The organism is Nakamurella lactea DSM 19367, assembly GCF_000426645.1.
In the GTDB taxonomy this organism is placed as follows: Bacteria; Actinomycetota; Actinomycetes; order Mycobacteriales; family Nakamurellaceae; genus Nakamurella; species Nakamurella lactea.
In genome coordinates, this window is sequence record NZ_AUFT01000012.1 from 193363 (window position 1) to 216510 (window position 23148).

The following is a 23148-nucleotide window of genomic DNA, read 5'->3' on the forward strand; positions in this document are numbered from 1 at the left end:
CGACACCGCGGCCGGCCCGGTCAGCGACTGGCCGTCGTCGCGCGAAACCCCGCAAGGCCACCAGTGGTTCGCAGGCCGAATTGTCGTTGCGAACCGCTGGCAGCCTTGCGAGCCTGACCCGACGGCCGGACAGCCGGCCGCCGGACTCAGCCCTCGGCGCCGGCGTACAGGTCGCTGTAGGCGCCGCCGCGGGCCAGCAGTTCGGCGTGGGTGCCGATCTCGGCGACGCGGCCGCGGCTCATCACCACGATCCGGTCGGCCCTTGAGGCGGTGGTGAGCCGGTGCGCCACCACCACGGTGGTCCGGTTCGCCGCCAGCGCATCGGTGGCGTCCAGCACCGCGGCCTCGGCGGCCGGATCCAGCGCGGCGGTCGCCTCGTCCAGCAGCAGCACGTCCGGCCCGACCAACTCGGCGCGGGCCAACGAGATCAGCTGCCGCTGTCCGGCGGACAGGTTGCGGCCCCGCTCGGCGATCCGGTGCCGGAACCCGTCGGACAACTCGGCGATCGCCGCCACCGCACCGACCGCCCTGGCCGCTGCCTCCACTTCCGCATCCGCTGCCTCCGGGCGACCGTAGGCGATGTTGTCCCGCACGGTGCCGGCGAACAGGTGCGCCTCCTGCGGCACCACGCCCAGCCGCCGTCGGTAGCTCGGCAGGTCCAGCTCGCGGATGTCGTTGCCGTCCACCACGATCCGGCCGCTGGTGACGTCGTAGTAGCGGGCGATCAGTTTCACCAGGGTCGACTTGCCGGCGCCGGTGGCGCCCACCACCGCGACCGTTTCGCCGGGTACCAGCTGCAGGTCGATGTCCACCAGCGCGGGTTGCGCGTCGGCGCTGTACCCGAATCCGACCCGCTCCAGGTCGGCCTGCCCGGACAGCTTGGTGACCGGGATCGGGTGCGCGGCAGCGGGTGTCGAGGTCGGGGTGTCAAGCAGTTCGGCGATCCGGGTGAGTGCGACGCTGGCCTGCTGGTAGCCGTCGAACACCTGGGAGAGCTGCTGGATCGGGGTGAAGAACGAGTTCAGGTACAGCACGAAGGCCAGCAGGGTGCCGGTGGTCAGCGCGCCGGCCTCGACCCGGCCGGCACCGACGGCCAGCACTGCCGCCGCGGTCAGATCGGCCAGCAGGGCGACGAACGGGAAGTAGGTGGCGATCGCGGTCTGCGCCCGCATCCGGATCCTGCGATAGTCGTCGGACTTCTCGGCGAACGAGCTCGAGTTACTCTCCTGCCGACCCAGCGCCTGCGAGATCCGAAGCCCGGCAACGTTTTCCTGCAGGTCGGCGTTCACCACGGCGACCTGTTCGCGGGCCTTGGTGTACTGCCGGGAGCTGTACCGGCGGAACAGGGCGGTGGCCAGGATCAGGATCGGCAGGGTGGCGAAGGCGACCAGCGCCAGCGACGGGTTCATCACCAGCAGGGCGATGGCGATGGCCAGGAAGGTGGCCAGCGACACGGCAGCGGTTACCATCCCGGTCTGCAGGAACGACGAGAGGGCATCGACGTCGTTCGTCATCCTGGTCATGATCCGGCCGGCCATCTCGCGCTCGTAATAGTCCAGCCCGAGCCGCTGCAGGTGGGTGAACTCCCGGCTCCGCAGGTGGAACAGCACCGACTCACCGGCCCGGCCCATCGTCACCATCTGCGCCCGCTGCACCAGATAGTCGGCGAGCACCAGGGCGGCGGCGATCACCGTCAGCCAGGCGACGGTCGTCATCGAACCGCCGGCCACCCCCTTGTCGACGCCGGACCGGAGCAGGGCCGGCAGTCCGGCCGCCGCCAACGCGTCGAGGCCGACGAACACCGCGGCCGCGATCAGCAGACCACGCACCGGGCGTAGCGATTGCCACAACGAGAAGCGTTCCCCGGCAGGAGGTTCGGCAAGGTCCTCGGCGACCGGCCGGTCGTCGGCCGGCGGCAGCGCCTCGATCTTGGCCAGCAGGTCGGGCGTCGCCGGAACCCCGGACAGCGCGGTGAAGAACCCACCGCCACCGCCGCCAGCGCGGGCCCCGGCTGCCGGAGCGCGGCCGGCGGCGACGGACCGGAGCCCGCCGTCCGCCGAGCCGTTCCCGCCGTCGTTCTCCGCATCGGGCGGCGGCGGCCAGAGCTGCGGCGTCACCCCGTCCGGACCCGGCACCAGTTCCGACGCCGCCGGGACGGCCGCCAGGTCGGTGCCGAGCAGGGAGCGGTACAGCGGACAGCGCTGCACCAACTCGTCGTGGGTGCCGTGATCGATCACCCGGCCGGACTCGACCACGGCGATGGTGTCGGCCAGTGCCAGGGTGGACCGGCGGTGGGCGATCAGGATGGTGGTCCGGTCGGCGGTCAGCTTGTGCAGGGTGGCGTGGATGGCCGCCTCGGTGGCCGGGTCGACGGCGCTGGTCGCATCGTCCAGGATCAGCACCCGCGGGTCGGTCAGCATCGCCCTGGCCAGCGCCAGCCGCTGCCGCTGACCGCCGGAGAGGGTCAGCCCGCGTTCGCCGACCACGGTGTCGAAGCCCTGCGGCAGCCGCTCGATGAACTCGGTGGCCTCGGCGGCATCGGCGGCAGCCCTGATCTCCGCCTGGGTCGCCTCCGGGCGGCCGTAGGCGATATTCTCGGACAGGCTGGTGGAGAACAGGAATGCCTCTTCGAACACCACCCCGACCGACGCCCGCAGGGCGGCCATCGACAGCGCGCGGACGTCAACGTCGCCGACCCGGACGCTGCCGCCCTGCACGTCGTAGAACCGGGGGAGCAGCAGCGACAGTGTCGACTTCCCGGACCCGGACGGGCCGACGACGGCGACCGTCCGACCGGCCGGGACCCGCAGGCTGAAGCCGTTCAGTACGGCCCGGTCGTCGTCGAGCTCAGCGGCGTAGCCGAACCGGACGTCGGCCAGCTCGACCGGCAGCGGACCGGCCGGCAGAATTGCCGGATCGGCTGGATCAATAATCCCGGCGTCCAGGTCTACGATCTCCAGCACCCGTTCCACCGCGGCGCCGGCCTGCTGGCCCAGCACGTACAGCATGGTGATCATCCGGGTCGGGCCGACCAGCGCGGCAAGGTAGAGGGTGAACGCCACGAAGGTGCCGAGGCTGATCGAGCCGTTGATCGTCAGCCAACCGCCGAGCAGCAGCACCGCGACCTGCCCGACCGAGGTGAGCGCGGCCAGCGCCGGGTTCAGCCTGGCCGTCAGCCGCACCGCCCGCAGCCGGTGCGCGTAGAGGGTCCTTGCCGCCTTTCGCAGCCGGCCGATCTCCCGGTCCTCCTGGCCGAAGCCCTTCACCACCCGGACGCCGGTCACGTCCTCCTCGACGATCTCGGCGACGTCGGCAGCGGACTGTTGCGCCATCCAGGTGGCCGGGAAGATGGTGCTGCGGGTCGCCCTGGTCAGGTGCACAGCCGCGGGGATGACGACCAGCCCGGTGAGCGTCAGCAGCGGCGACAGGATCAGCATCAGCACGAACGAGACGCAGAACATCACCAGCTGGCCGAACACCATCGGCACCATGGACATCAGTCCCTGCACCATCTGCAGGTCGGATCCGGCCCTGGACACCACCTGCCCGGTGTGCAGCCGGTCCTGGCCGGGACCGTCCAGCCGCTGGATGGCCGAGAACACATCCTGCCGCAGGTCGTGCTGCACGTTGAGGCTGAGTTTGCCGGCCGACCAGCGGCGCAGGAAGGTGGTCGCGAACAGCAGCACGGCCACCGCGGCCAGCCCGGCGATGGCCCATCGGGTAGCGGCACGATCGTGACTGGAGATGTCGTCGATCACCAGCTTGGTGAGCAACGGCGTCAGCGAATTGAGCGCGAGGCCGCAGGACCCGGCGATGGCGACGGCGGTGACCCCCGGGTAGCGGCGGCAGTAGTGCCACAGCCGCCGGACCCAGTGTCGGGGCGACGGCTCCCGGTTCGCCTCATCCACCGATCCGTCGGAAAGATTGTCCGGAGCAACGGTGGTGGCCACCCGGGCAGGCTACGCGCGGCCGCCGACATCCCACCCGGCCGCCGCGGTTCGCCGAACGGCCACCCGGCGTTCGCCTGCCCCTTTCCGAAGCATCCCCGGGGCGCTGCCCGCGGTTGCTGCGATGGACCGGTTGTCAATTTGTCCACCAGCCGTTCCCCAGAGAAAGGGGTTCTTCATGAACCTCCGCACCACCGTCCGCTGGCGGCGCGCCGGCATCGCCGGCCTGGCCCTGATCGGCCTCGCTGCCGCAGCTTTGCCCGGATCGGCCGCCCTGAAGCAGGATCGGGCCGCCCACGGCGGCGCCGCCCAGTTGGCCGGTGACAACACCGCGAACCTCCGCGCGCAGGTCAAGGGTGGTCACGCGAAGAACGTCATCCTGCTGATCGGCGACGGGATGGGTGCCTCGGAAATCACCGCCGCCCGCAACTACAGCTACGGCGCCGGCGGCCGGCTGCCCGGCATCGACGCGCTCCCGCTGACCGGGCAGTACACCACCTACTCGCTCTCCAAGGACGGCAAGCCGGACTACGACCCGGACTCGGCATCCACCGGTTCCGCCTGGTCGACCGGCACCAAGACGTATGACGGTGCGATCTCGGTGGACATCGCCGGCGCCCCGCAGAAGACCCTGCTGGAGTACGCCAAGGCGAACGGGCTGAAGACCGGCAACGTCTCCACCGCCGAACTGCAGGACGCCACCCCGGCCGTGCAGATCGCGCACATCTCCGCGCGCGGCTGCTACGGACCGGTGAAGACCTCCGCCAGCTGCCCGGAGGCGGCGCTGGAGAACGGCGGGCCCGGCTCCATCACCGAGCAGCTGATCAACACCCGCCCGGACGTCACCCTCGGTGGCGGCGCCGCCACCTTCGCCGAGACCGCTACCGCCGGCCACTACGCCGGCCGGACCCTGCTGGACCAGGCGAAGGATCGTGGCTACCAGGTCGTCACCGACAAGGCCGGTCTGGACAAGCTCGGCAAGGCCGATCAGAACAAGCCGGTGCTCGGGCTGTTCGCGCCGGGCAACATGCCGGTCCGTTGGATCGGCCCCCAGGCCACCGCCGACGGCGGTTCGCTGCCGGCCACCCGCTGCCAGCTGAACCCGGCCCGCGAGGCGAGCCAGCCGTCGCTGGCCGACCTGACGAACAAGGCGATCAAGCTGCTGAAGAACGGCGACAAGGGCTTCTTCCTGCAGGTCGAGGGCGCCAGCATCGACAAGCAGGACCACGCCGCCGACGCCTGTGGCCAGATCGGGGAGACCATCGACCTGGACGAGGCCGTGCAGGCCGCAATGACCTTCGCGAAGAAGGACGGGAACACCTCGGTGTTCGTCACTGCCGATCACTCGCACACCAGCCAGATCGTCGAGGCCGGCAGCGTAACCCCGGGCATCACCACCAACCTGCTGACCAACGAGGGCAGCCCGATGACGATCTCCTACGCCACCGCGGCCAAGGGCGGCTCGCAGCAGCACACCGGCGCGGAGCTGCCGGTGGCCGGCTACGGACCGCAGGCGGCCAACATTGTCGGCCTGATTGACCAGACCGACCTCTTCTTCATCATGAGTCGCGCGCTCAACCTGAAGATGACCCCCGCGCAACTGAGCAAGAACGCCAAGGTCACCGTCGCCCCGAAGAACGTGAAGGCCGGCAAGGGTCTGGTCGTCGAGGCCAGCAGGTACCTTGGCGACTCGGCCGCCACCGTCACGATCACCAAGGGTGCCTCCACCGTCGAGCTGGGCAGCCGCAACCTGAACGCCGGTGCGGCGACCGTGCTGACCACCGCCCCCGGCAAGGCCGGCAACTACCGGGTGGTGCTGGTCGGCAAGGAGTCAGGGGAGAAGGTCACCGCCGGCTTCACCGTCAAGAAGTAACGGCCGACCGGGACATCCCCGTCGTCGCGAACCGCCCGGTTCGGCCGGACGACGGGGATCTCGCCGTCCGCGGCGCCGTTGGGCATCCGTCGACAACCCCTCGCGCATCCGACCAGGGAACACCCACCCCCACGCGGACATTTTTACGTGAGGCAAGCACCGAACTTCCCGGACCTTTGAGATGAGTCAAGTCGCCCTGTTGACGAGGCAGCGGTATCCATGCTCAGCTTTGCCTGAGGGCAGACAGGAGCAATCCCCACGCTGCAGGCAAACAATAGGATCATCCGATGAATCTCAAATCAGCCGCTGTTCTGGCACCGTTTCTTGCGCTTTACTTGACTCCCGGCGTAGCGTCTTCACCGATTGATCAAACTGGCGGTCCCGCCGCGTTGGTCGATCTCGGGGATGAGTCGCTCGAGGCGGCCGCATTGCAGCTGGCGATAGACGAGGTAATTCCGGTGGACGAGGCCGCGCGCCAAATGGCAAACCAGGAACGTCTGATCGATCAAAATATGGCTGCGATGGCGGTTCTCGGCGACACATATGCTGGTTCGTATATTGACCACAGCAGTGGAACCCTAGTTGTCAAGGGTACAAGCATGGAGTCATTGAACCGGGTGCTACTTGAGCTGGGCACGCCTCCGGACCTTAAGGTGCAGCAAGCGGCCCAGTCAAAGAGCTACATGGAGAATGCTCTTTGGCCAGAGTTACGGCGTGAATTGGAGAGCGCCGGCATTTCGGCGAGTAGTGCAGTCTTTCAAGTCGCGTCCAATAGGCTGGAGGTTCGGATCCCCACCGATAGTGCGCCGGTCCCGCCTTCGTTCCTCGCGACGAACCCCGAAGTTTCGATTTTGCGCGTTGACCCGGAGCCCGCAACCTGTAACTCCGATCTTGGCCATTTGGCCTGCACGTCGCCCATGCGGGGTGGTGTTTACATCAAGGGAGCGTCCCACACGGCGTGTTCTGCAGGATTTATGGTAAAGAGCATGACCGACAGTTCCCACTATATCCTGACCGCCGGACATTGTGCCACGGGTGGCGACGTTGAAAACTTTACCGGCCTACGGGTGTCGGATCTGCAGCAAGTATCGATTGGAAAGGCGCATAGCTCCCAATACGATCCAAGTCACGGTTCGGACAGTGCCATAGTTCATGTGACGAACACGGCATCGTGGGGATCGGGCACCAATAATACTGTTTACGTGCTCGCCAGTAGCGAAGTAATCGACGATGTTCGTTATGTCACCACGCGAAATGAGAACTACGCGATAACTGCTGCACGGTACTCGTCGACGCTCCCAGTGAATTCCTACCTATGTAGGACCGGAACATCGTCTGGCACGAAGTGTGGCCCATTCAGAGGGACCGAGGCAGGAAAGACATATCTTGATTTCTATGCCCGTGTATGTTCAGGGGACAGTGGTGGACCCGTGTATATCGCGCACACGGCCCATGGCATTGTTTCCCAGATGGTCGGAGCGGTGAATGGGTGCACATCGGCCGCGACCGGCTATACGGTCGCCGAGGAAGTTCGAACTGCGCTTATCGAGCGAAATGTGTGGTTGAATGGAGTCACTCCGTAGGTCACGCCACTCTGTGTCGTCTCTGGCGCGCGGTATGCGAACGAGCGTGAGCAATCTGCCCTGCCCAGCGGATGCCGAGGTCGTCCGGTTTCTTGGCCGTTCACAGATGGAGTACGCCGATACCCCATCTGGACGCACGACAGCTCGTCGGTTCAACGGAACCGGAACTTGGCTCCAACGAATGTCCAGCTAAGCGGCCCACGCGGATTAGTCGAGCCCGGGGCCGCTTAGTCATGTGGAGTGAGACAGGACGGACCAGCCATCTTTCACCTGGGCCACGGCCGGCATGAGGTAGGTCTCCTTCGGCCCGTCCGCGTTAATTCCGGCGAAGCTCTCCACACGCAGATAGACGGGATAGGTCCCGTCCGAAAGCATCTTTCCGCGTTCGTTGGCGTCGATCGCACTGCACGTCAGCGGGGTGGGTACGAATCTAACGGTGATGTTGTCGCCCGGCCGAAGGTTCGTATTGGTCACGCCCATCGCATCTTGTGGGCTCATTCCGACAACGTGACGATCGGCGGGGTCAAGGTACAGGATATCTGCGGATTGCGTGAATGCTCGAAAGGTGCCTTGCGAGACATTTCGCAGTTCGAAGGTCGACGGTTTGGTGGGAACCTGGGTGTCATTGAACCTGACGGTGGCGTCATCGGGACCGAGAATGTGAAAGTCGTGGAGTGCCAAGCCGCAGGCATTGAGCGTTGTTGGATTCACCGGACTCTCGGTGATATGAGTTGGGTTCGGCAATGTATTCGCAGGCCGGTCGCTGGGCAGAACGCGCAGGGCGAGGACCGTCCCTGCCGCGGCGAGCGCGGTCACCGCAGCCGCGACGCTAATTACTTTCCAGCGGCCGACGGCTCGCCTGTGCGAGTTGTCGCGGTTCTCAAATGTGGTTGCGGCAGTCCGCCGGATTCGATCTTCGAGTTCGGGCGGTAGGTCAACTTCATCGAAGGCCCGCTGAATTTGACTGACGAGCGGACTGTCGTCGCCATCGTGGTTACTCATCGCGTTTCCCTTCAGATTCTTCGGGGCTGAGTGATGCCGCAAGTTGGCGTAACCCCTCATGGGCGATCCTGCGAACTGACCCGGCGGGAATCTCGAGCATTTTGCTTACCTCTACCGCAGGAATCCCGACTAAGTATCGTAAGATGACGACCTGGTTCGTTCGCGGGGCCAGGTGCGCCAGGGCTCGCTGGATATCAATCCGATCGTCAACGGAGGGCGTGATGGGGTCTGGCCAACCGCGGCGCACCAGGGTGTGGGCGTGTGCCGTCTCAACATAGCTGTGGCGGAGGTGATCGGTGAAGCGATTGGCAAGGGCCCTCTTGGCGTAGGCCATACGGTGTGGGCCGAGGTCCTGCCAACGGGGTATCAGAGCGACCACGGTGTCTTGGACAAGGTCTTGGGCTGCTTGGACATCGCCAGACGTCAGGGCAATCGCAGGTCCGTAAAGGTGGCGAGCCAGGGCGACCAGTTCATCGTCGAGCGAGGCCGACGAAGGGTTCCGCCGGCCGGTGCCCGGTGCGGACCCCTCCCTGCTCGTTCGCGTGTCGCGCATACCTACCTATACGTTCGGGGGTACAAAGCGTTCGGGACCGACTTCCTGCGGCGGTGGGCGGATGGCGCGGTCAAATTCTCGTCCTTGGGCGCGCGTGTCGAGCGCACGTTTGCTACGTCTGTCGTAGCGCCTCCCGACACGGTGTTGGCGGTTGGCCGGACAGGCTCATCCTACGGTCACGTGGCTTGCTGGCCAGGGATCAACTCGTGGTTGGCATCCATAGAGGCGACGGTGAGCCGTCCTGCAAGCATCGTGAGCCGCCGGTCGTCGGTTACCAGCCCTTGTCTCGCGCGACCTCGGCCCGCGCCGCGTCAATCTGCTCGGGGGTGACGCCGGTGTCGATGGACACTGCCAGCCGGGCTGGCAGATCGGCCAGCAGCTGCTTCTATGAGTGGGTGATGGGATCGCGGTATCAGGCACATCAGCTGCCGGACCCCTGGCAGTTACCGCCGGCTCGCCGGCTAATCTCGGGTGCGGGGATCGGAACAGAATCCGAACTCTGTTCCCGCGTGTCCGCCCGATCACCGACGTCAGCTCATCCAACATCCGCCTCTTGCCGCTGGGCCGCCTGACCACTGGGATTTCGCGGTCCGCGGCGCCGGTGAGTCGCGGCGTCGGCGTCCGATAGCGTGGGACGCCCGGCGTCCACCGCGCCGGTCACCGGGTCTGCCCGGGGGTCGGCGAGAACACGGAGGTTCACCGGGTGCCCGAACAGCAATGGACCGCGGCCGACACCGAGCAGGTGCGATGCTGTGTCTGCCACGAATGGGGCGAAGTCCGGTACCGCCTCGATCCGTTCGCCGTGGTGCAGTGCCCGACCTGCGGGCTGGTCTTCGTCTCTCCCCGGTTGAATCCGAAAGCGCTGCAACGGTTCTACGACCAGCCGAGCTACTTCGAGGACGGCGGGGTGTACGGCGGGCAGGCCGGCGGCCGCAACCCGGCGATGCTGCTGCAGCGGGCCTGGACCAACGGCCGGCTGGCGGCGATCGGCCGGGTGGCGCCGGCGCCGGGCCGGTTGCTGGAGATCGGCAGCGCCTACGGACTGTTCCTGGCGGCGGCCCAGCGGGCCGGCTACCAGGTGAACGGCGTCGAACTGTCGGCCGCCGGCGCGCAGGAGTCGCAGCGACGCGGGTTCGAGGTGTTCAACGGGCAACTCGTCGACGCGCCGGCCACCGACCGGAACGACGTCGTCTGTTTCTGGGACACCCTCGAACATGTCCCGGATCCGCTCGAGTTCCTGGTCGAGGTGCGGCGCCGGCTGGTCGATCACGGGACCTTCGCCCTGTCCGTTCCCTACATCTCGTCACTGCCGGCGAAGGTGCTGGGCAAGCGCTGGTGGACGCTCAAACCGGAGCAGCACATCTGGCACTTCACCCCGGCCACCCTGCAGACGACGGCCGCCAGGGCCGGGTTGGTCGTCACCGACGTGATCACCTCCCCGCTGAACCCGGCGAACCTGACCCGGCTGGATTCGCTGGTCGCGATCGGCCGGGCGCTGCCGTCCTGACCGGGCAGCGCCGCCTGTCGTCCCGGCTGGGTAGGTTGCTGGGGTGACGACAGGTGCGGTCGCGGCCGGCGGCGTATGGGCCGACGTGGTCGGGCAGGAAGCGGCGATCGAGGAGCTGACGGCGGCGGTCGCCGCCACCCACGGCGATCCGGGCGTTCCGGCCGCCGCGATGACGCACGCCTGGCTGTTCACCGGCCCGCCCGGCTCCGGCCGGTCCACCGCGGCGAAGGCCTTCGCCGCCGCGCTGCAGTGCGCCGACCGCGGCTGCGGCGAGTGCACGCACTGCCGCACGGTGCTGCACGGCACCCACGCCGATGTCCGCACCGTGGTGCCCGAGGGGCTGACGATCTCGGTCAAGGAGATGCGCGCCGTCGTTCAGTTGGCCTCCCGGCGGCCGGCCACCGCGCGCCGGCAGATCGTGCTGATCGAGGACGCCGACCGGCTCACCGAGAGCGCCGCCAACGCACTGCTCAAGGCGGTCGAGGAACCACCGCCGTACACGGTCTTCCTGCTCTGCGCGCCGTCCACCCACCCGGAGGACGTGTCGGTCACCATCAGGTCCCGCTGCCGGGTGCTCAACCTGCGCACCCCGTCGGTGCCGGCGATCGCCGAGGTGCTGGCCCGGCGGGACGGTGTCGATCCCGAGACCGCGACCTGGGCGGCATCGGTCTCCGGCGGACACGTAGGGCGGGCCCGCCGGCTGGCCAGGGACGGCGACGCCCGCGAACAGCGGGCCAGGATCCTGGCGGTGCCGGGCGCGCTGCGCTCCCTCGGCGACGTGTTCGCCGAGTCCGGTGAACTGCTCGAGGCGGCCAAGGCCGAGGCCAGGTCGATGGCCGATGGCCGGGACGCGACCGAGATCGAGGAACTCAAGGTCGCGCTCGGTGCCGGCGGCACCGGCAAGGGGGCGGCGGGCGCCGCCCGCGGATCGGTCGGCGCAGTGCGCGAGCTGGAGCGTCGGCAGAAGTCGCGGGCGACCAGGACCGAGCGGGACGTGCTGGACCGGGCACTGATCGACCTGTCCGGCTTCTACCGGGATGTGATCGTTCGGGCGGTGGGCGCGCGGGTGCCGCTGACCAACCCGGACCTGACGGCCGACGTCGATACTGCCGCGAGCCGGTTCGGTGCCACCGGCGCGCTGCGTCGGCTGGACGCCGTGCTCGCCTGCCGCGAGGCCATCGAACTGAATGTGAAACCGCAGATCGCGGTGGAGGCGTTGATGACGGTGCTGGCGGGTATCGGCGAGCCTGCCCGCTGACCACCTCGCCGGTGCCGACGTAGGGTGGGTGGCCATGGGGATGCTCTGCGCGGTGACCTTCAGCCCGAAGGGGCAGTTGCACTACGCCGACCCCGGCGATCTGCGGCCGGAGGTGGGCCAACACGTCCTGCTGCCCACCGACCACGGCGCCGTTGCGGCCCAGGTGATGTGGGCCGCCGAGTACTCGGCCGAGGACACCGACGGCTTCCCGCGGCTGCTCGGGATGGCGACCGACGCCGATCTGGCCGCCACCGAGAGCACCCGCCGGACCAAGGCGCGGACCATGGTGGCGACCCGCAAGCTGGTCCGCGAGCACCAGCTCGAGATGAAGGTGATCGCGGTCGATCCGCAGCCCGACGAGGGCAAGATCGTCATCTTCTACACGGCGCCGGAGACGGTGGATTTCCGCTCGCTGCTGCGCGACCTGTCGGCCACCCTGGACAGCCGGGTCGAACTGCGGCAGCTGCCCGCCCGCGATGCGGTGCGGGTGACCGGAGCGATCGGTTCCTGCGGTCGGGACACCTGCTGTTCGACGTTCCTCAAGGACTACGAGCCGATCACCCTGGCGATGGCCCGCGACCAGGACCTGCCGGCGAACCCGATGCGGATCTCCGGCGCCTGCGGCCGGTTGATGTGCTGCCTGAAGTACGAGCACCCGCTGTACCAGGAGTTCAAGCGGACCGCGCCGGCCATCGGGGAGCGGGTGCAGACGCCGGAGGGCGACGGCGTGGTGGTCGGGCACTCGGTGCCGCGGGAGTCGCTGGTGATCAAGCTGTCCGCCGACGGGTCGAGTCACGTCTGCCCGAAGGCGTCGGTCTGTTCGGCCCGCAAGGCGTACGACTCGCGCTGAAGGCGCCGTTCGTCCGGTTCGACGTCTCCGGAGAATCGTCCGATCGGCGCAGCGTCGGCGTGTCGTCGACTACCCTCGGTTGCGCGATTCGGCCGCTTTTTCCGATCCCGACCCGCAGATTTCCGGACATTCACGGACTTTTCGCGAAGTTCTTACGTACACAGCACAACGTTGCAGAGTTGAGATGTGTCAATACGCAACCTCTACCACCCCTGCGGCGTATCTATAGATGTGTCGGCCTGTCGGGCCGGCGCCGAGTCCTGCGGTAGTGAGCGACGTATGTCGGGTGCAGCGCCCGCCGGGGGACCGCCATCGAATGTGGGATACAGATGAAGCGGATTCGAACGTTCGGCGTCACCGCCGTGATCGCCGCGGCCGCGTTGCTGCTGGCCGGGTGCAGCGGTGACGCCGGTTCGGCGACCCCGGCAGGCAACGGTGCGCCGCCGGCCTCTTCCGTCGCCGGATCGACCGCGCCGTCGACGTCGTCCACCGCCGGCTCGGCGACCGCACCGATCACCGTCACCGACCCGACCGCCGACACGCAGCAGGGCACGGACGCATCAGACCCGGCGACCTCGTCCAGCGTGCAGACCACCCGAACCACCACCACGAAGCCGAAGCCGAAGTCGGCAACCGTCACCGCTAGCCCGGCCTTCGGCACCGACGAGCTCAACCCGCTGGATCCGATGAAGCTGACGGTGAAGGGCGGCAAGATCGCCACCCTCGCGGTGTATGCGGAGGACGGTTCGAAGATCGCCGGCAAACTGTCGGCCGATCGCACCGGTTGGACCTCGGATCAGCGGCTCCGTTACGGCGGCACCTATCACGCGAAGGGGACGGCCACCGGGGCCCCGGGCAGCGCGACCACCAAGATCGACGGGATCTGGACGACCTTCGATCCGCCCACCCAGACCACCAGGATCTCGCCCGGGGACGGCGCGCTGGTCGGGGTCGCGGCGCCGATCATCATCCGGTTCGGCGCCTGCATCGCCGATCACGCCGACGTGGAGAAGCACGTCACCGTCACCACCGATCCGAAGGTGACGCTGCGCGGCACCTGGATCCAGCACGACGGCGACCAGTGTCGCTCGCTCGACCTGCGGCCGGCCGACTTCTGGCCGGAGGGCACCAAGGTGCACGTCTCGGTCGATCTGCTCGGCATCGAGGTGTCCGACGGGCTCTACGGCGCCCGGGAGACCGCGACCAGTGACTTCACCATCGGCCGCAACCGGGTGACCTACGCCAACCCGCAGGACAAGCGGCTGATCGTCAAGGAGGACGGCAAGGTCGTTGCCGACTACCCGACCTCGATGGGCAGTGGCGACGACGTCGGCGATCCGCACCGGGTGACCCGCTCCGGCATCCACGTGGTGACCGGCAAGGAAGCCGACAAGAAGATGACCAGCGAGCGGTACCACTACAAAGACCTGCCCGAGCCCTGGGCGGTGCGGATCAGCAACAACGGCGAGTTCATCCATCAGAACATGGAGACGATCGATGTGCAGGGCATCCAGAATGTCAGCCACGGTTGCCTGAACCTGTCCGACGTCAACGCCAAGGCGTACTTCGAGAAGGCGATGTACGGCGACCCGGTGGTGATCACCGGGACGAGCGTGCAACTCGGGCCGTCCGACGGCGACATCTACGACTGGGCGATCCCGTTCAGCGAATGGCATTCGCTGAACACCGCCAGTTCCTGATCGCGGCGTAACCCCGTCCACTGACCTTTCCCCTGGTGGTGGTCGCGACCCCGGTGGTCGCGGCCACCACCGATTTCGTTGGCAGCCGGTAGCAGGGACCGTCATTCCGCGCGCAGTGCCGCCGCGCTGCTGGACCGAGCTGCCCAGCCGGCCGGCGCCAGCGCTCCGAGCGCGGCGATCAGCAGCCCGCCGAGCAGCAGCAGCGCGATCACCGGTGCGCCGTAGACGGACAGCTGTCCTTGGGTCAACACCGCGCCCGCCGCGCCGCCCATCATCGGCACGATGGCATGGTGCAGCAGCACCCCGACCGGGACTCCCAGCGCGCCGGCGACCAAACCGGTCCAACAGACCGAGGTGAGCACCACGGCGACGGTCTGCCGCGGCGTCATCCCCAATGACTTGAACACGCCGAGATCCCTGACCCGTTCCCGGGTTTCCAGCAGCACGGTGTTCAGCACGCCGATGCCGGCGACGAGCATCAACATCGTCGTCAGCAGAGCGGCAACGGCGTTCATGGTGACCAGCACCGACGACGAACCGTCCCTGGCGGCGTGCGCATCCGCACCCAGGCCCGTCACCGATCCGTTCAATGCCTGCAGGTAAGCGCCCAGATCGGTGCCGGGCTGCAGGTCCACCAGGAAACGCTGCGGTGCACTGTCCACCCCCAGTGGGGGAAGGACCGACGCGTCGGTATAGATCTGCATCCCGTCGTGGGAGAGGTCGAAGACCTCGCCGACCACCGTGACCACCGTCGAGCGGCCGGCCAACGACAGCGTCAGCCGGTCGCCGACCGAGGCACCGGCCGCATTCAGGGCGTGGGTCGGTAGCACCGCTTCGCCGGGAGAGCCGGTCAGCCAGTGCCCGGCCACCATTTGATGGGCTGTGAACAGACTGTTACCGCTGATGGCGACTATCGAGGTGCCACCGGTCAGGCCGGAGACGCCGACTTCGGCCTCGGTGATGGCGAACTGCTGCCGGGTGCCGGGTGTCGAGGTGATGGCTGCCGCAACGGCGGCGGAATCGGCCAGCACCCGGTCGCCGGTTGCCGGGATCGGGCCGCCGGGCGCGGACGGTCCGCCGGCCCCGCCGGGTTCTGCCGTGGCAGCGAACTCGGCACCGGGGCCGACCTCCACCGCGGCCCCGGACAGCGGGTCGCGGCTGTGTTGCACTGCGGTCAGCGACGACATCAGGCCGACGGCGAAGGTCAGGCAGACCGCGCCGCAGAAGACGGTGGCGGCCATCGACAGTGAGCGCGTCGGACGCCGGAACGGCCCGCCGAGCCCCAGGCTGAGCGGTCGCGGTATCGGCAGGGCACCGAGCGCCCGCTGCACCCGTTGCCCGCGCGCGGTCGGGGAGGTGCGGCCGCCCTGGCGCAGGACGTCCACCGCAGGCCGGCCGGCCACCCGCAGGGCCGGCAGCACCGCGGCCAGCGCCACCAGTAGCAGGGCGGCCGCCGGTACCGACGCGATCACCCACACCGGCAGTCCCAGTTCGGCCGCACCGTAGGTCTGTTCGATCTCGCCGAGCACCGGCCGGGCGAGGACGGCGGCGAGCGCCGCTCCCACCGCCACCCCGATGACGGCCGGGATCAGCGACTGCACCAGATAACTGCGGGCCACCTGCCCTGGGGTGAACCCGTTCGCCTTCAGGATGCCGATCCGCCGGCTCGCGGCGCCGACCGCGCCGCCGACCACGATCCCGATCACCAGCACCGACATCACCATGGCGATCACCCCGAAGGCGATGACGAACGGCACGAACGCCGCCGAGTTCGCCGTCAACAGCTCACGCAGTGCAAGGTACGACTGCGATCCGGTCAGCGCTGACGGCGGCAGCGTTGCGGCGACGCGGGACTGGTCCGCCGAGAGTTGCCCGGCCGTGTCGGCTTGCGTGAAGCGGTAGAGCATCTGCTGGTCGGGGGACCGGCCGGCGCCGGTCAGTGCTGCCACCGTCGCCGGGGTCACCCAGCCGTCGGCGCTGTTCGTCACCGATCGGGCCAGGCCCACCACCGTCAGCGCGGTCGCACCGCCGGATGTCGAGGCCGTCAGCCGGACGCCGAGCCTGACCGAAACGTCCTCCTGCAGGTTGATCACGACCTCGCCGGGGCCGGTGGCCCACCGCCCCGCGACCACCGAAACTGCGTCAACCGTCCCGTCCGGATCAGCCCGGCCGGACAGCGTCATCGGTCCGAAGTCGAATCCGCTTGGCGGCCCGGAACCCGGGCCGGAGCCGGTGTTCTCACCCATTCGTAGCTCCACCGTGGCGATGGGGAACGGGCCGGCGGCGGCGCTGACACCGTCGATCGAGGCGGTGGCCGCGAGTTCTTGCGGTGTCACCGATGCACCGTCGAAGTCCATCCGCAGGTGGGCGCCGTGCTGATCGGAGAAGGCGCGCTCGAACGGTGCCGACGAGGCCAACAACAGGCCGATGCCCAGTACCGACGCGGTCACCGACACCATGGTGGTCAGCAGCAGTACCGCGCTCTGCAGCCACCGCCGGCGCACCCCGGAGCGGACCACCCGGCCGAGGGCAGTCATCGGGTGGCCGTCGCGGCGTCGCTGGTGATCCGGCCGTCGACCAGCTCGACGGTGCGCCCGGTGACCGATCCGGCCAGTGCCAGGTCGTGCGTCACCAGCACCACGGTCTGTCCGCGAGAGTTGATATCCCGCAACAGCTCTGCCACGTCGGCGCCGGCGGCGGTGTCCAGTGCACCGGTCGGTTCGTCGGCCAGCAGCAGGGCCGGCCGGTTGACCAGCGCCCTGGCGATCGCGACCCGCTGACGCTCGCCGCCGGATAGCCGGCCGGGGTACGCGCCGCGAAGGTCATCGATGTTCAGCTGCCGCAACAGCTCGGTGGTCCGGTCGTTCGCCTGGCCGCGAGGCGTCCCGGCCAACTGGGCGGGCAGCAGCACGTTGTCCAGCACCGTCAGGTCGTCCAGCAGGTTGAAGAACTGGAACACCATGCCGACCGCGGTGCGCCGGTACCGGGCAGATCCCGCCTCGCCCAGCGCATCGACCCGCACGCCGCCCACCGTCACCGTGCCTGCCGTCGGCCGGTCCAGTCCGGCGAGCAGGTTCAGCAGGGTGGATTTGCCGCTGCCGGACGGGCCGAGGACCGCGACGGACTCGCCGCTGCGGATGGTCAGCGTCACGGAGTCCAGGCCGGCGCCGCTGTCGTCGTAGCGTTTGGCGACGTCGCGAATCTCGACCAGCACGGTGGGATTGATCATGGTGCGAAGGCTAGGAACTTCGGGCGGCCGGACACATCGCCCGCGGTGACGATCATGACTACCGCTCCGGGACGAGCTGCGGTGCCGTCATCCCTGCGAGGTACGCCGCCGGCGGGCACCGTCAGCCTCGGGGATGACGCGGTAGACGGGCCGACCCGTCACAATGGATCGATGGACCGAGCGGCGATCGTCCGGCGGGCACAGGCGGCCGTCGTCGCGCTCCGGCGCCGCACCGATGACCTTCCGAGACTCTCCCGCTGGGCCTGGGCCGCCGACGTCTCGATCGCAGTGGTGCTGGCGGCCGCCACCTATTACAGCGCCGTCAACCCGACGACGCCGTCCGAAGACGGCCCGCTGCCGATCGGCCTGCCCGGGGTGTGGCCGGGAGTCCCGACCCCACCGATCACACCTGACCTGTGGGCTCGGGACCATGCTCCGATCGCGGTGCTGGTCCTGGCCGCCGTCTGCACCCTGCCGCTGGCGCTGCGCCGTCGGTACCCGCTGGCCGGGTTCTGGTCGGTACTCGTGCTGACGGTGCTGTTCCACGCCGAGTACGACACCGGAGTCAGTCCGGACGCCACCGCCATGTTCACCTTCACCGCCTGCCTGCTGGCCGGCTACAGCGCCGTCCGGTACAGCCCGTTCCGCAACGCCGCGCTCGCCAGCATCGCCGCCGGCACGCTGCTGATCCTCAGCCTGTACGAGACCAACGTGCCCGAGATCGCCCCCGGGTACGTGCCGTTCTTCGTATTGCTCGTCGTTGCGTTGGCGGCCAACGCAATTCACGGCTGGAAGCAACGATTGCGGGCTGCCCAGGCGCAGACCCTGGCGAGTACCACCAGGGCTGTCGAGCGGGAGCGCTCGCGGATCGCCAGGGATCTGCACGACGTGGTGACCCACCACGTCAACGTGATGCTGATCCAGGCCGGCGCCGCCCGCACCGTGATGAACGCCGAGCCGGAGCAGGCACGGCAGCTGCTGCTGTCGGTCGAGGCCGGCGGACGGGAGGCGATGGCCGAACTGCGGGACGTGATGGGTCTGTTGCGCTCGTCGAACGACGAGGATGACGCGGACCTGGTCCCGCAGCCGGGCCTTGAACAGCTGGACGCTCTGGCCGAGCGGATGCGCTCCGCCGGAGTTCCGGTGGAGCTGTCGGTGGTCGGCGAACCCGTTGCGCTGCCGGCCGGTGCCGACCTGGCCGCCTACCGGGTCGTGCAGGAGGCGCTGACCAATATCGTCAAGCACGCCGACGGTGCGCGGGCAAGGGTGACGGTCGAATATCGAGACCGGCAGGTCAGGGTCCAGGTCGCCGACAGCGGCGGAAACCGTTCCGCCACAGCGGATGACGGTGGCGGTCGGGGCCTGATCGGGCTTCGGGAACGGCTGGCCGTGTACAGCGGGATCCTGTCCGTCGGGCCGGTGTCCGGCGGCGGCTTCCAGGTCTGCGCCGAGATTCCCACGGGGGTCACGTGAACGGCGGTGACGTGAACGGCGGTGACGTGAACGAGCAAGTACGGGTGGTGATCGCCGACGACCAGGCGTTGGTCCGTTCCGGATTCGGGATGATCCTGCGGGCCGGCGGGATCGAGGTGGTCGGTGAGGCCGGCACCGGCGAGGAGTCCATCGAGGTGGTCCGACGCACCGTGCCGGACGTGGTGCTGATGGACATTCGGATGCCGGAGCTGGATGGGCTGGAGGCCACCAGGCGCATCCTGCAGGGCCATTCGAGCCCGCCCAGGATCATCATCCTGACCACCTTCGACCTCGACCGGTACGTCTATGCGGCGCTGCGGGCCGGTGCCAGCGGATTCCTGCTCAAGGACGTGAGTCCGGAACATCTGGTGGCCGCGGTCCGGCTGGTGCGTACCGGTGATGCGCTGCTGTCCCCGGCCATCACCCGTCGGCTGGTCGAACGGTTCGCCAGCCGCGATGCCGGGGAGCCGGGCCTGCGTCGCGACCTGTCCGCCCTCACCCCGCGCGAGCTGCAGGTACTGCAGTCGCTGGCCGGCGGGCTGAGCAATGCCGAACTTGCCGGCGGGTTCCACCTCAGCGAGGCGACCGTGAAGACACACGTGGCCCGGATCCTGTCCAAGCTGCAGCTCCGGGACCGGGCGCAGGCGGTGGTGATGGCCTACGAGAGCGGGCTGGTGACGCCGGGCGATCAAGCGCAGTCGGCAGGTGAGCGGTGAGCGACCAGTGGTCCGTCGCGTCACGGCCCGGACAAGGCACCGGTCCTGAGCGGCTAGACTCTTCGACGGTGCGCTACGCACCAGGCCGCCTTAGCTCAGTCGGTAGAGCATCTCACTCGTAATGAGAAGGTCTGGGGTTCGATTCCCCAAGGCGGCTCCAGCATGGAAGGCCCCGACCGGTCTACTGACCCGAGGTCAGCCGGGTGATTCGGCCGCCCTGCGCAGCGCATCGAGTTGCCGATCCCAGGCGGTAGCCCTGGCGGCCAGCCAGCGGGCGGCCTCCCGCACCGGATCCGGGTTCACCGAGTACCGCACCTCGCGACCACGCCGCTGTGCCCGGACCACGTTCACCTCCGCCAGCAACCGCAGGTGTTTCATCACACCCTGCCGGGACATGCCCAGTCGGCCGGCGAGATCGGTGGCAGTCAGTGGGCTGACGGCGACCAGATCGACGATGGCCCGCCGGTTCTCGTCAGCCAGGCAGGCGAACACGCCGCCGGGTCCATCCGCTCCGGCCGGCCGCGGGCGCTCCGTGCCGTCCGTTGGATTCATGCCCGCCGCGGGTCGCGTTCCAGCAGCACCCTGGCCGCCGACAGCTCCAGCTCCCAACCCTCGGTGTTCTCGTCGTAGGCGCTGCGGACGCGGTCGTCGGCGGGTGCGGCTGCCCAGCCGCTCTCGAGCACCCGGACCTGGACCGCGCCGTCGTCGCCGGTGACGAAGAACTCGACCAAGGTGTGCGCCGCTCCGTCCTGCTCGTCGTTGCTGCCGGCGAGCCAGCGATAGCTGGCGTACTCCGGTTCCCGGGATTCGACGATCTCGATCGGGAACACTCCGAGTTCGGGGTCCCGGACGGTGGCGACGGAGCCGTCGACGGTGATCTCGTGGTCGCGGATCTCGCCGTCGTTGATCCACCATCCAGGGCAGGACACCAACCGCCAGACCTGGTCCACGGGTGCGTTGATGGTGACCGTCCGCTCGATCGAGTCGGGCAACGACTGCAGTCCGTTCTGGGTGTTCATCTGCCGTCCTTCCGAGATTGCGCAACCGATTGGTTACTCCTCAGAACACTAGCCCAGCCGCGGAGCATTCGCAACCGTCTGGTTACTTCTGAAGCACTTCCGCCTTCGACCACGGCCCGGCCATGGCTGACGGGACTGGCTTCCCAGGATTTCGGACAGGTGGGGCGTTCGACCTTTCGTCAGGGCGCGCTCGTCCCTATCGTCGGGCTCGAACACCAGCTGACCCACCTGAACCGACCCGGCCGATCGACGCGGACGTACCCAGTGTGAAATTCCCGCGCTACCGAGCGGCCAAGCTCTGACGGTGTCACCGTTGGACCAGAGAAAGGAAGAGTTGCGATGCAACAGCTGACGATCGATTTCATCATGTCCCTGGACGGCTACGCCGCCGCTGAGGGATGGCCGGGCTGGTGGGGCCTCGAGGGGCCGGAGTATCTCGACTGGCTGGCCGCTTCGCCGGAGAACGATGACCCGATCCTGATGGGGGGCAACACCTATCGCATGATGCAGGAGATGGCCAGTGGTGGCGAACCGGGGACCGATGTGTTGGGGGCGATGCCGAAGGTGGTCTTCTCCGCTTCGATGGAGGCGGCCGATTGGGCCAACAGCACCCTGGTCCGCACGGACGCGGTCGAAGCGGTGAGGACACTGAAGCGGGATTCCGACCGGCCGCTGCGCACCCTCGGCAGCCTGTCGCTGTGCCGGTCGTTGCTGCGCGCCGGGTTGGTGGACCGCTTCCGCACGGTCGTCTTCCCGGTGATCACCGGGAAAACCGGCCACGAGCGCATTTTCGACGGCTATCCGGACGTCCAGCTCGACCTCGTCGAGAGCCGAGTATTCGACGGCCGGCTGCAGATGCTCGTGTACGACACCACCGTGCTCGACGCACCACCGCTGGCCGGGCAGGGCACAGCCACGTGACCGACCACGTCGTCCGGGCCGCGCTGGCCGGCGACGCCGGGGACGTCGCTCGCATCTGGTGCCAGGGCTGGCACGACGCGCATGACGGTTTCGTCAGCCCGGAACTGGTCGCGGCACGAGCCGACCACACCTTCCTCACCCGGGCGAACGAGCGGTGGCCGGACACGCTGGTCGGCGTCGGCGGGAACACCATCGCCGGCTTCGTGATGGTCAACGCCAACGAGGTGGAACAGCTGTATGTCGCGGGGGATCGGCGCGGGACGGGGGTGGCCGCGGCACTGCTGGCGGCGGCCGAGGATCTCCTGTCGAGCAGAGGTTTTCGGCAGGCGTGGTTGGCGGTGATCCCCGAGAACGTCCGCGCCCGGCGCTTCTATGACAGGTGCGGCTGGCGTGACGAGGGAACCTTCGTCTACGACGCCGAGTTCGACGGCGAACAGATCGGCGTCCCGTGTCGTCGCTACGCCAAGATGCTCGACGGGACGGCGTAGCCGAGATGGCCGGCAGCTATCGGGGTCAGGCCGGGTCCATTGCATCCTCCGGTACCGGCCTGCCTACCGGGGATGAGCGGCCGGTGCTGGTGATCGGTTACCAGGGTCTGGAGTTGCTCGACGTCGCCTGTCTGACGAGTTGCCTGGACCTGGCCAATCGGCTCGGCGCCAGACCGGCTTACCGCATCCGGCTCGCCACCATGTCCGGCGGCCCGGTGAGCTGCGACTCCGGACTCGAGGTGCACGCCCAGCTGGCGCTGACGCAGGTACAAGGTGCGGTCGACACCCTCGTCGTGTCCGGTGGACTCGGGCACGAAACCGCAGCCGCCGACAGCGCCTTGCTGAACCAGGTGCGGCGGTTGGCCCGGAGCTCGCGGAGGGTGGCGTCGGTGTGCACCGGCGCCACGGTGCTCGCAGCCGCCGGACTTCTCAACGGGCGGCGGGTCACCACCCATTGGCGATACGCGGACGAGCTGGCAGCCAGGTTCCCCGCTGTCCGGGTGGACGCCAGGCCGATCTTCATCCAGGACGAGCGGATCTGGACGTCGGGTGGCGTCACCTCCGCGCTGGATCTCGCGCTGGCTTTCGTGGAGGCCGACCACGGAGCGGAACGGGCCAGGTGGGTGGCGCTCGGATTGGTGACCTACCTGCAGCGCCCGGGAAACCAGGCGCAGATGAGCATGTTCATCGAAGCCCGCCGGCCCAGCGACGATGTAGTCCGCCGGGTGCTGGATCATGTTGTGGCCCATCCTGAGTCGGACCTGTCGACGACCGGCCTTGCCGCGGTCGCCGGCGTCAGCGAGCGACACCTGACCCGGCTCACCGTCGAGCACCTCGGCCAGACCCCGGCCCGGATGGTCCGGCACGCCCGGTTGGAGGCGGCGGCGACGGCGCTGATCACCACGGATCGAGCCGTGGCGTCCATCGCCAGGTCCACCGGGTTCCATTCGGCTGAGTCGCTCAGGCAGGCGTTCAATGCCTGGTTCGGCATCTCCCCGTCGCACTATCGGAAGCTGAACCAGCGATAGC

18 protein-coding genes and 1 tRNA gene are annotated in these 23148 nt (G+C 68.5%); 12 read left to right on the forward strand and 7 right to left on the reverse strand.

Annotated elements, in window-relative coordinates; all coding sequences use genetic code 11:
• Positions 1 to 146: 146 nt before the first annotated feature.
• On the reverse strand, positions 147 to 3950 hold the full coding sequence (locus K340_RS0114150) for an ABC transporter ATP-binding protein (RefSeq protein WP_211229437.1): 3804 nt from the start codon (positions 3948 to 3950) through the stop codon (positions 147 to 149).
• 175 nt (positions 3951 to 4125) lie between these two features.
• Here K340_RS0114150 and phoA point away from each other — a divergent pair, with 175 nt between their 5' ends.
• On the forward strand, positions 4126 to 5820 hold the full coding sequence (phoA, locus tag K340_RS30090; RefSeq protein WP_084614451.1) for an alkaline phosphatase: 1695 nt from the start codon (positions 4126 to 4128) through the stop codon (positions 5818 to 5820).
• Positions 5821 to 6107: 287 nt separating this feature from the next.
• Positions 6108 to 7403 carry a S1 family peptidase gene (locus tag K340_RS35200; RefSeq protein WP_084614453.1) on the forward strand — a complete coding sequence of 432 codons (1296 nt, stop codon included), beginning with the start codon at positions 6108 to 6110 and terminating at the stop codon, positions 7401 to 7403.
• Positions 7404 to 7634: 231 nt separating this feature from the next.
• Here the strand turns inward: K340_RS35200 and K340_RS35940 are convergent, their stop codons facing one another.
• Complete coding sequence (locus K340_RS35940; protein WP_154674262.1) at positions 7635 to 8405, reverse strand: hypothetical protein; 771 nt, start codon at positions 8403 to 8405, stop codon at positions 7635 to 7637.
• The gene (locus K340_RS37555; RefSeq protein ID WP_084614455.1) at positions 8398 to 8958 is read right to left on the reverse strand and encodes an RNA polymerase sigma factor; all 561 of its coding nucleotides are present in this window, start codon (positions 8956 to 8958) and stop codon (positions 8398 to 8400) included. Before K340_RS37555 ends, K340_RS35940 begins: the two co-directional genes overlap by 8 nt.
• A 703-nt stretch (positions 8959 to 9661) precedes the next feature.
• On the opposite strand from K340_RS37555, the gene K340_RS0114170 reads away from it, so the two are divergent.
• From K340_RS0114170 to K340_RS30095, 4 genes are all read left to right on the forward strand, one after another.
• A complete protein-coding gene (locus K340_RS0114170; RefSeq protein ID WP_029137202.1) occupies positions 9662 to 10465 on the forward strand; it encodes a class I SAM-dependent methyltransferase in 804 nt (267 codons plus the stop codon).
• Between the two features lie 43 nt (positions 10466 to 10508).
• Positions 10509 to 11723 carry a DNA polymerase III subunit delta' gene (locus K340_RS0114175; RefSeq protein ID WP_029137203.1) on the forward strand — a complete coding sequence of 405 codons (1215 nt, stop codon included), beginning with the start codon at positions 10509 to 10511 and terminating at the stop codon, positions 11721 to 11723.
• Positions 11724 to 11757: 34 nt separating this feature from the next.
• Positions 11758 to 12573: a PSP1 domain-containing protein gene (locus K340_RS0114180; RefSeq protein ID WP_029137204.1), complete on the forward strand. Its 816-nt coding sequence runs from the start codon at positions 11758 to 11760 to the stop codon at positions 12571 to 12573.
• A 329-nt stretch (positions 12574 to 12902) separates the two neighbouring features.
• A complete protein-coding gene (locus K340_RS30095; RefSeq protein ID WP_051266311.1) occupies positions 12903 to 14273 on the forward strand; it encodes a L,D-transpeptidase in 1371 nt (456 codons plus the stop codon).
• Between the two features lie 101 nt (positions 14274 to 14374).
• Here K340_RS30095 and K340_RS0114190 read toward each other — a convergent pair whose 3' ends face one another.
• Entirely contained in the window at positions 14375 to 16810 is a 2436-nt protein-coding gene (locus K340_RS0114190) for an ABC transporter permease (RefSeq protein WP_029137205.1), read from the reverse strand.
• Positions 16807 to 17502, reverse strand: coding sequence for an ABC transporter ATP-binding protein (locus K340_RS0114195; RefSeq protein WP_029137206.1), 696 nt, complete (start codon positions 17500 to 17502; stop codon positions 16807 to 16809). Before K340_RS0114195 ends, K340_RS0114190 begins: the two co-directional genes overlap by 4 nt.
• A gap of 171 nt (positions 17503 to 17673) precedes the next feature.
• Here K340_RS0114195 and K340_RS30100 point away from each other — a divergent pair, with 171 nt between their 5' ends.
• From K340_RS30100 to K340_RS0114210, 3 genes are all read left to right on the forward strand, one after another.
• Positions 17674 to 18975, forward strand: coding sequence for a sensor histidine kinase (locus K340_RS30100; RefSeq protein ID WP_037364674.1), 1302 nt, complete (start codon positions 17674 to 17676; stop codon positions 18973 to 18975).
• Between the two features lie 26 nt (positions 18976 to 19001).
• A complete protein-coding gene (locus tag K340_RS0114205; RefSeq protein WP_029137207.1) occupies positions 19002 to 19691 on the forward strand; it encodes a response regulator in 690 nt (229 codons plus the stop codon).
• 84 nt (positions 19692 to 19775) lie between these two features.
• Positions 19776 to 19851, forward strand: a tRNA-Thr gene (locus K340_RS0114210).
• A gap of 35 nt (positions 19852 to 19886) precedes the next feature.
• On the opposite strand, the gene K340_RS0114215 is transcribed toward K340_RS0114210, so the two are convergent.
• Together K340_RS0114215 and K340_RS0114220 are read right to left on the reverse strand one after the other, a co-directional pair.
• A complete protein-coding gene (locus K340_RS0114215) occupies positions 19887 to 20243 on the reverse strand; it encodes an ArsR/SmtB family transcription factor (RefSeq protein WP_084614456.1) in 357 nt (118 codons plus the stop codon).
• Positions 20240 to 20710 carry an SRPBCC family protein gene (locus tag K340_RS0114220; RefSeq protein ID WP_029137209.1) on the reverse strand — a complete coding sequence of 157 codons (471 nt, stop codon included), beginning with the start codon at positions 20708 to 20710 and terminating at the stop codon, positions 20240 to 20242. The genes K340_RS0114215 and K340_RS0114220 overlap by 4 nt, the downstream gene beginning before the upstream one ends.
• A gap of 339 nt (positions 20711 to 21049) precedes the next feature.
• Between K340_RS0114220 and K340_RS0114225 the strand changes: the two genes are divergently transcribed.
• The 3 genes from K340_RS0114225 (at position 21050) to K340_RS0114235 (ending at position 23147) form a co-directional block, all read left to right on the forward strand.
• Positions 21050 to 21631 carry a dihydrofolate reductase family protein gene (locus K340_RS0114225; protein ID WP_029137210.1) on the forward strand — a complete coding sequence of 194 codons (582 nt, stop codon included), beginning with the start codon at positions 21050 to 21052 and terminating at the stop codon, positions 21629 to 21631.
• Entirely contained in the window at positions 21628 to 22119 is a 492-nt protein-coding gene (locus tag K340_RS0114230; protein WP_029137211.1) for a GNAT family N-acetyltransferase, read from the forward strand. The genes K340_RS0114225 and K340_RS0114230 overlap by 4 nt, the downstream gene beginning before the upstream one ends.
• 83 nt (positions 22120 to 22202) lie before the next feature.
• The gene (locus K340_RS0114235) at positions 22203 to 23147 is read left to right on the forward strand and encodes a GlxA family transcriptional regulator (protein ID WP_029137212.1); all 945 of its coding nucleotides are present in this window, start codon (positions 22203 to 22205) and stop codon (positions 23145 to 23147) included.
• The last annotated feature ends 1 nt before the right edge of the window (position 23148 follow it).

Coding starts and splice junctions, on each gene's coding strand:
- phoA (WP_084614451.1), top strand. CDS start 4,126: ATGAACCTCCGCACCACCGTCCGCTGGCGGCGCGCCGGCATCGCCGGC.
- K340_RS35200 (WP_084614453.1), top strand. CDS start 6,108: ATGAATCTCAAATCAGCCGCTGTTCTGGCACCGTTTCTTGCGCTTTAC.
- K340_RS35940 (WP_154674262.1), bottom strand. CDS start 8,405: ATGAGTAACCACGATGGCGACGACAGTCCGCTCGTCAGTCAAATTCAG.
- K340_RS37555 (WP_084614455.1), bottom strand. CDS start 8,958: ATGCGCGACACGCGAACGAGCAGGGAGGGGTCCGCACCGGGCACCGGC.
- K340_RS0114180 (WP_029137204.1), top strand. CDS start 11,758: ATGGGGATGCTCTGCGCGGTGACCTTCAGCCCGAAGGGGCAGTTGCAC.
- K340_RS30095 (WP_051266311.1), top strand. CDS start 12,903: ATGAAGCGGATTCGAACGTTCGGCGTCACCGCCGTGATCGCCGCGGCC.
- K340_RS0114190 (WP_029137205.1), bottom strand. CDS start 16,810: ATGACTGCCCTCGGCCGGGTGGTCCGCTCCGGGGTGCGCCGGCGGTGG.
- K340_RS0114195 (WP_029137206.1), bottom strand. CDS start 17,502: ATGATCAATCCCACCGTGCTGGTCGAGATTCGCGACGTCGCCAAACGC.
- K340_RS30100 (WP_037364674.1), top strand. CDS start 17,674: ATGGACCGAGCGGCGATCGTCCGGCGGGCACAGGCGGCCGTCGTCGCG.
- K340_RS0114215 (WP_084614456.1), bottom strand. CDS start 20,243: ATGAATCCAACGGACGGCACGGAGCGCCCGCGGCCGGCCGGAGCGGAT.
- K340_RS0114220 (WP_029137209.1), bottom strand. CDS start 20,710: ATGAACACCCAGAACGGACTGCAGTCGTTGCCCGACTCGATCGAGCGG.
- K340_RS0114225 (WP_029137210.1), top strand. CDS start 21,050: ATGCAACAGCTGACGATCGATTTCATCATGTCCCTGGACGGCTACGCC.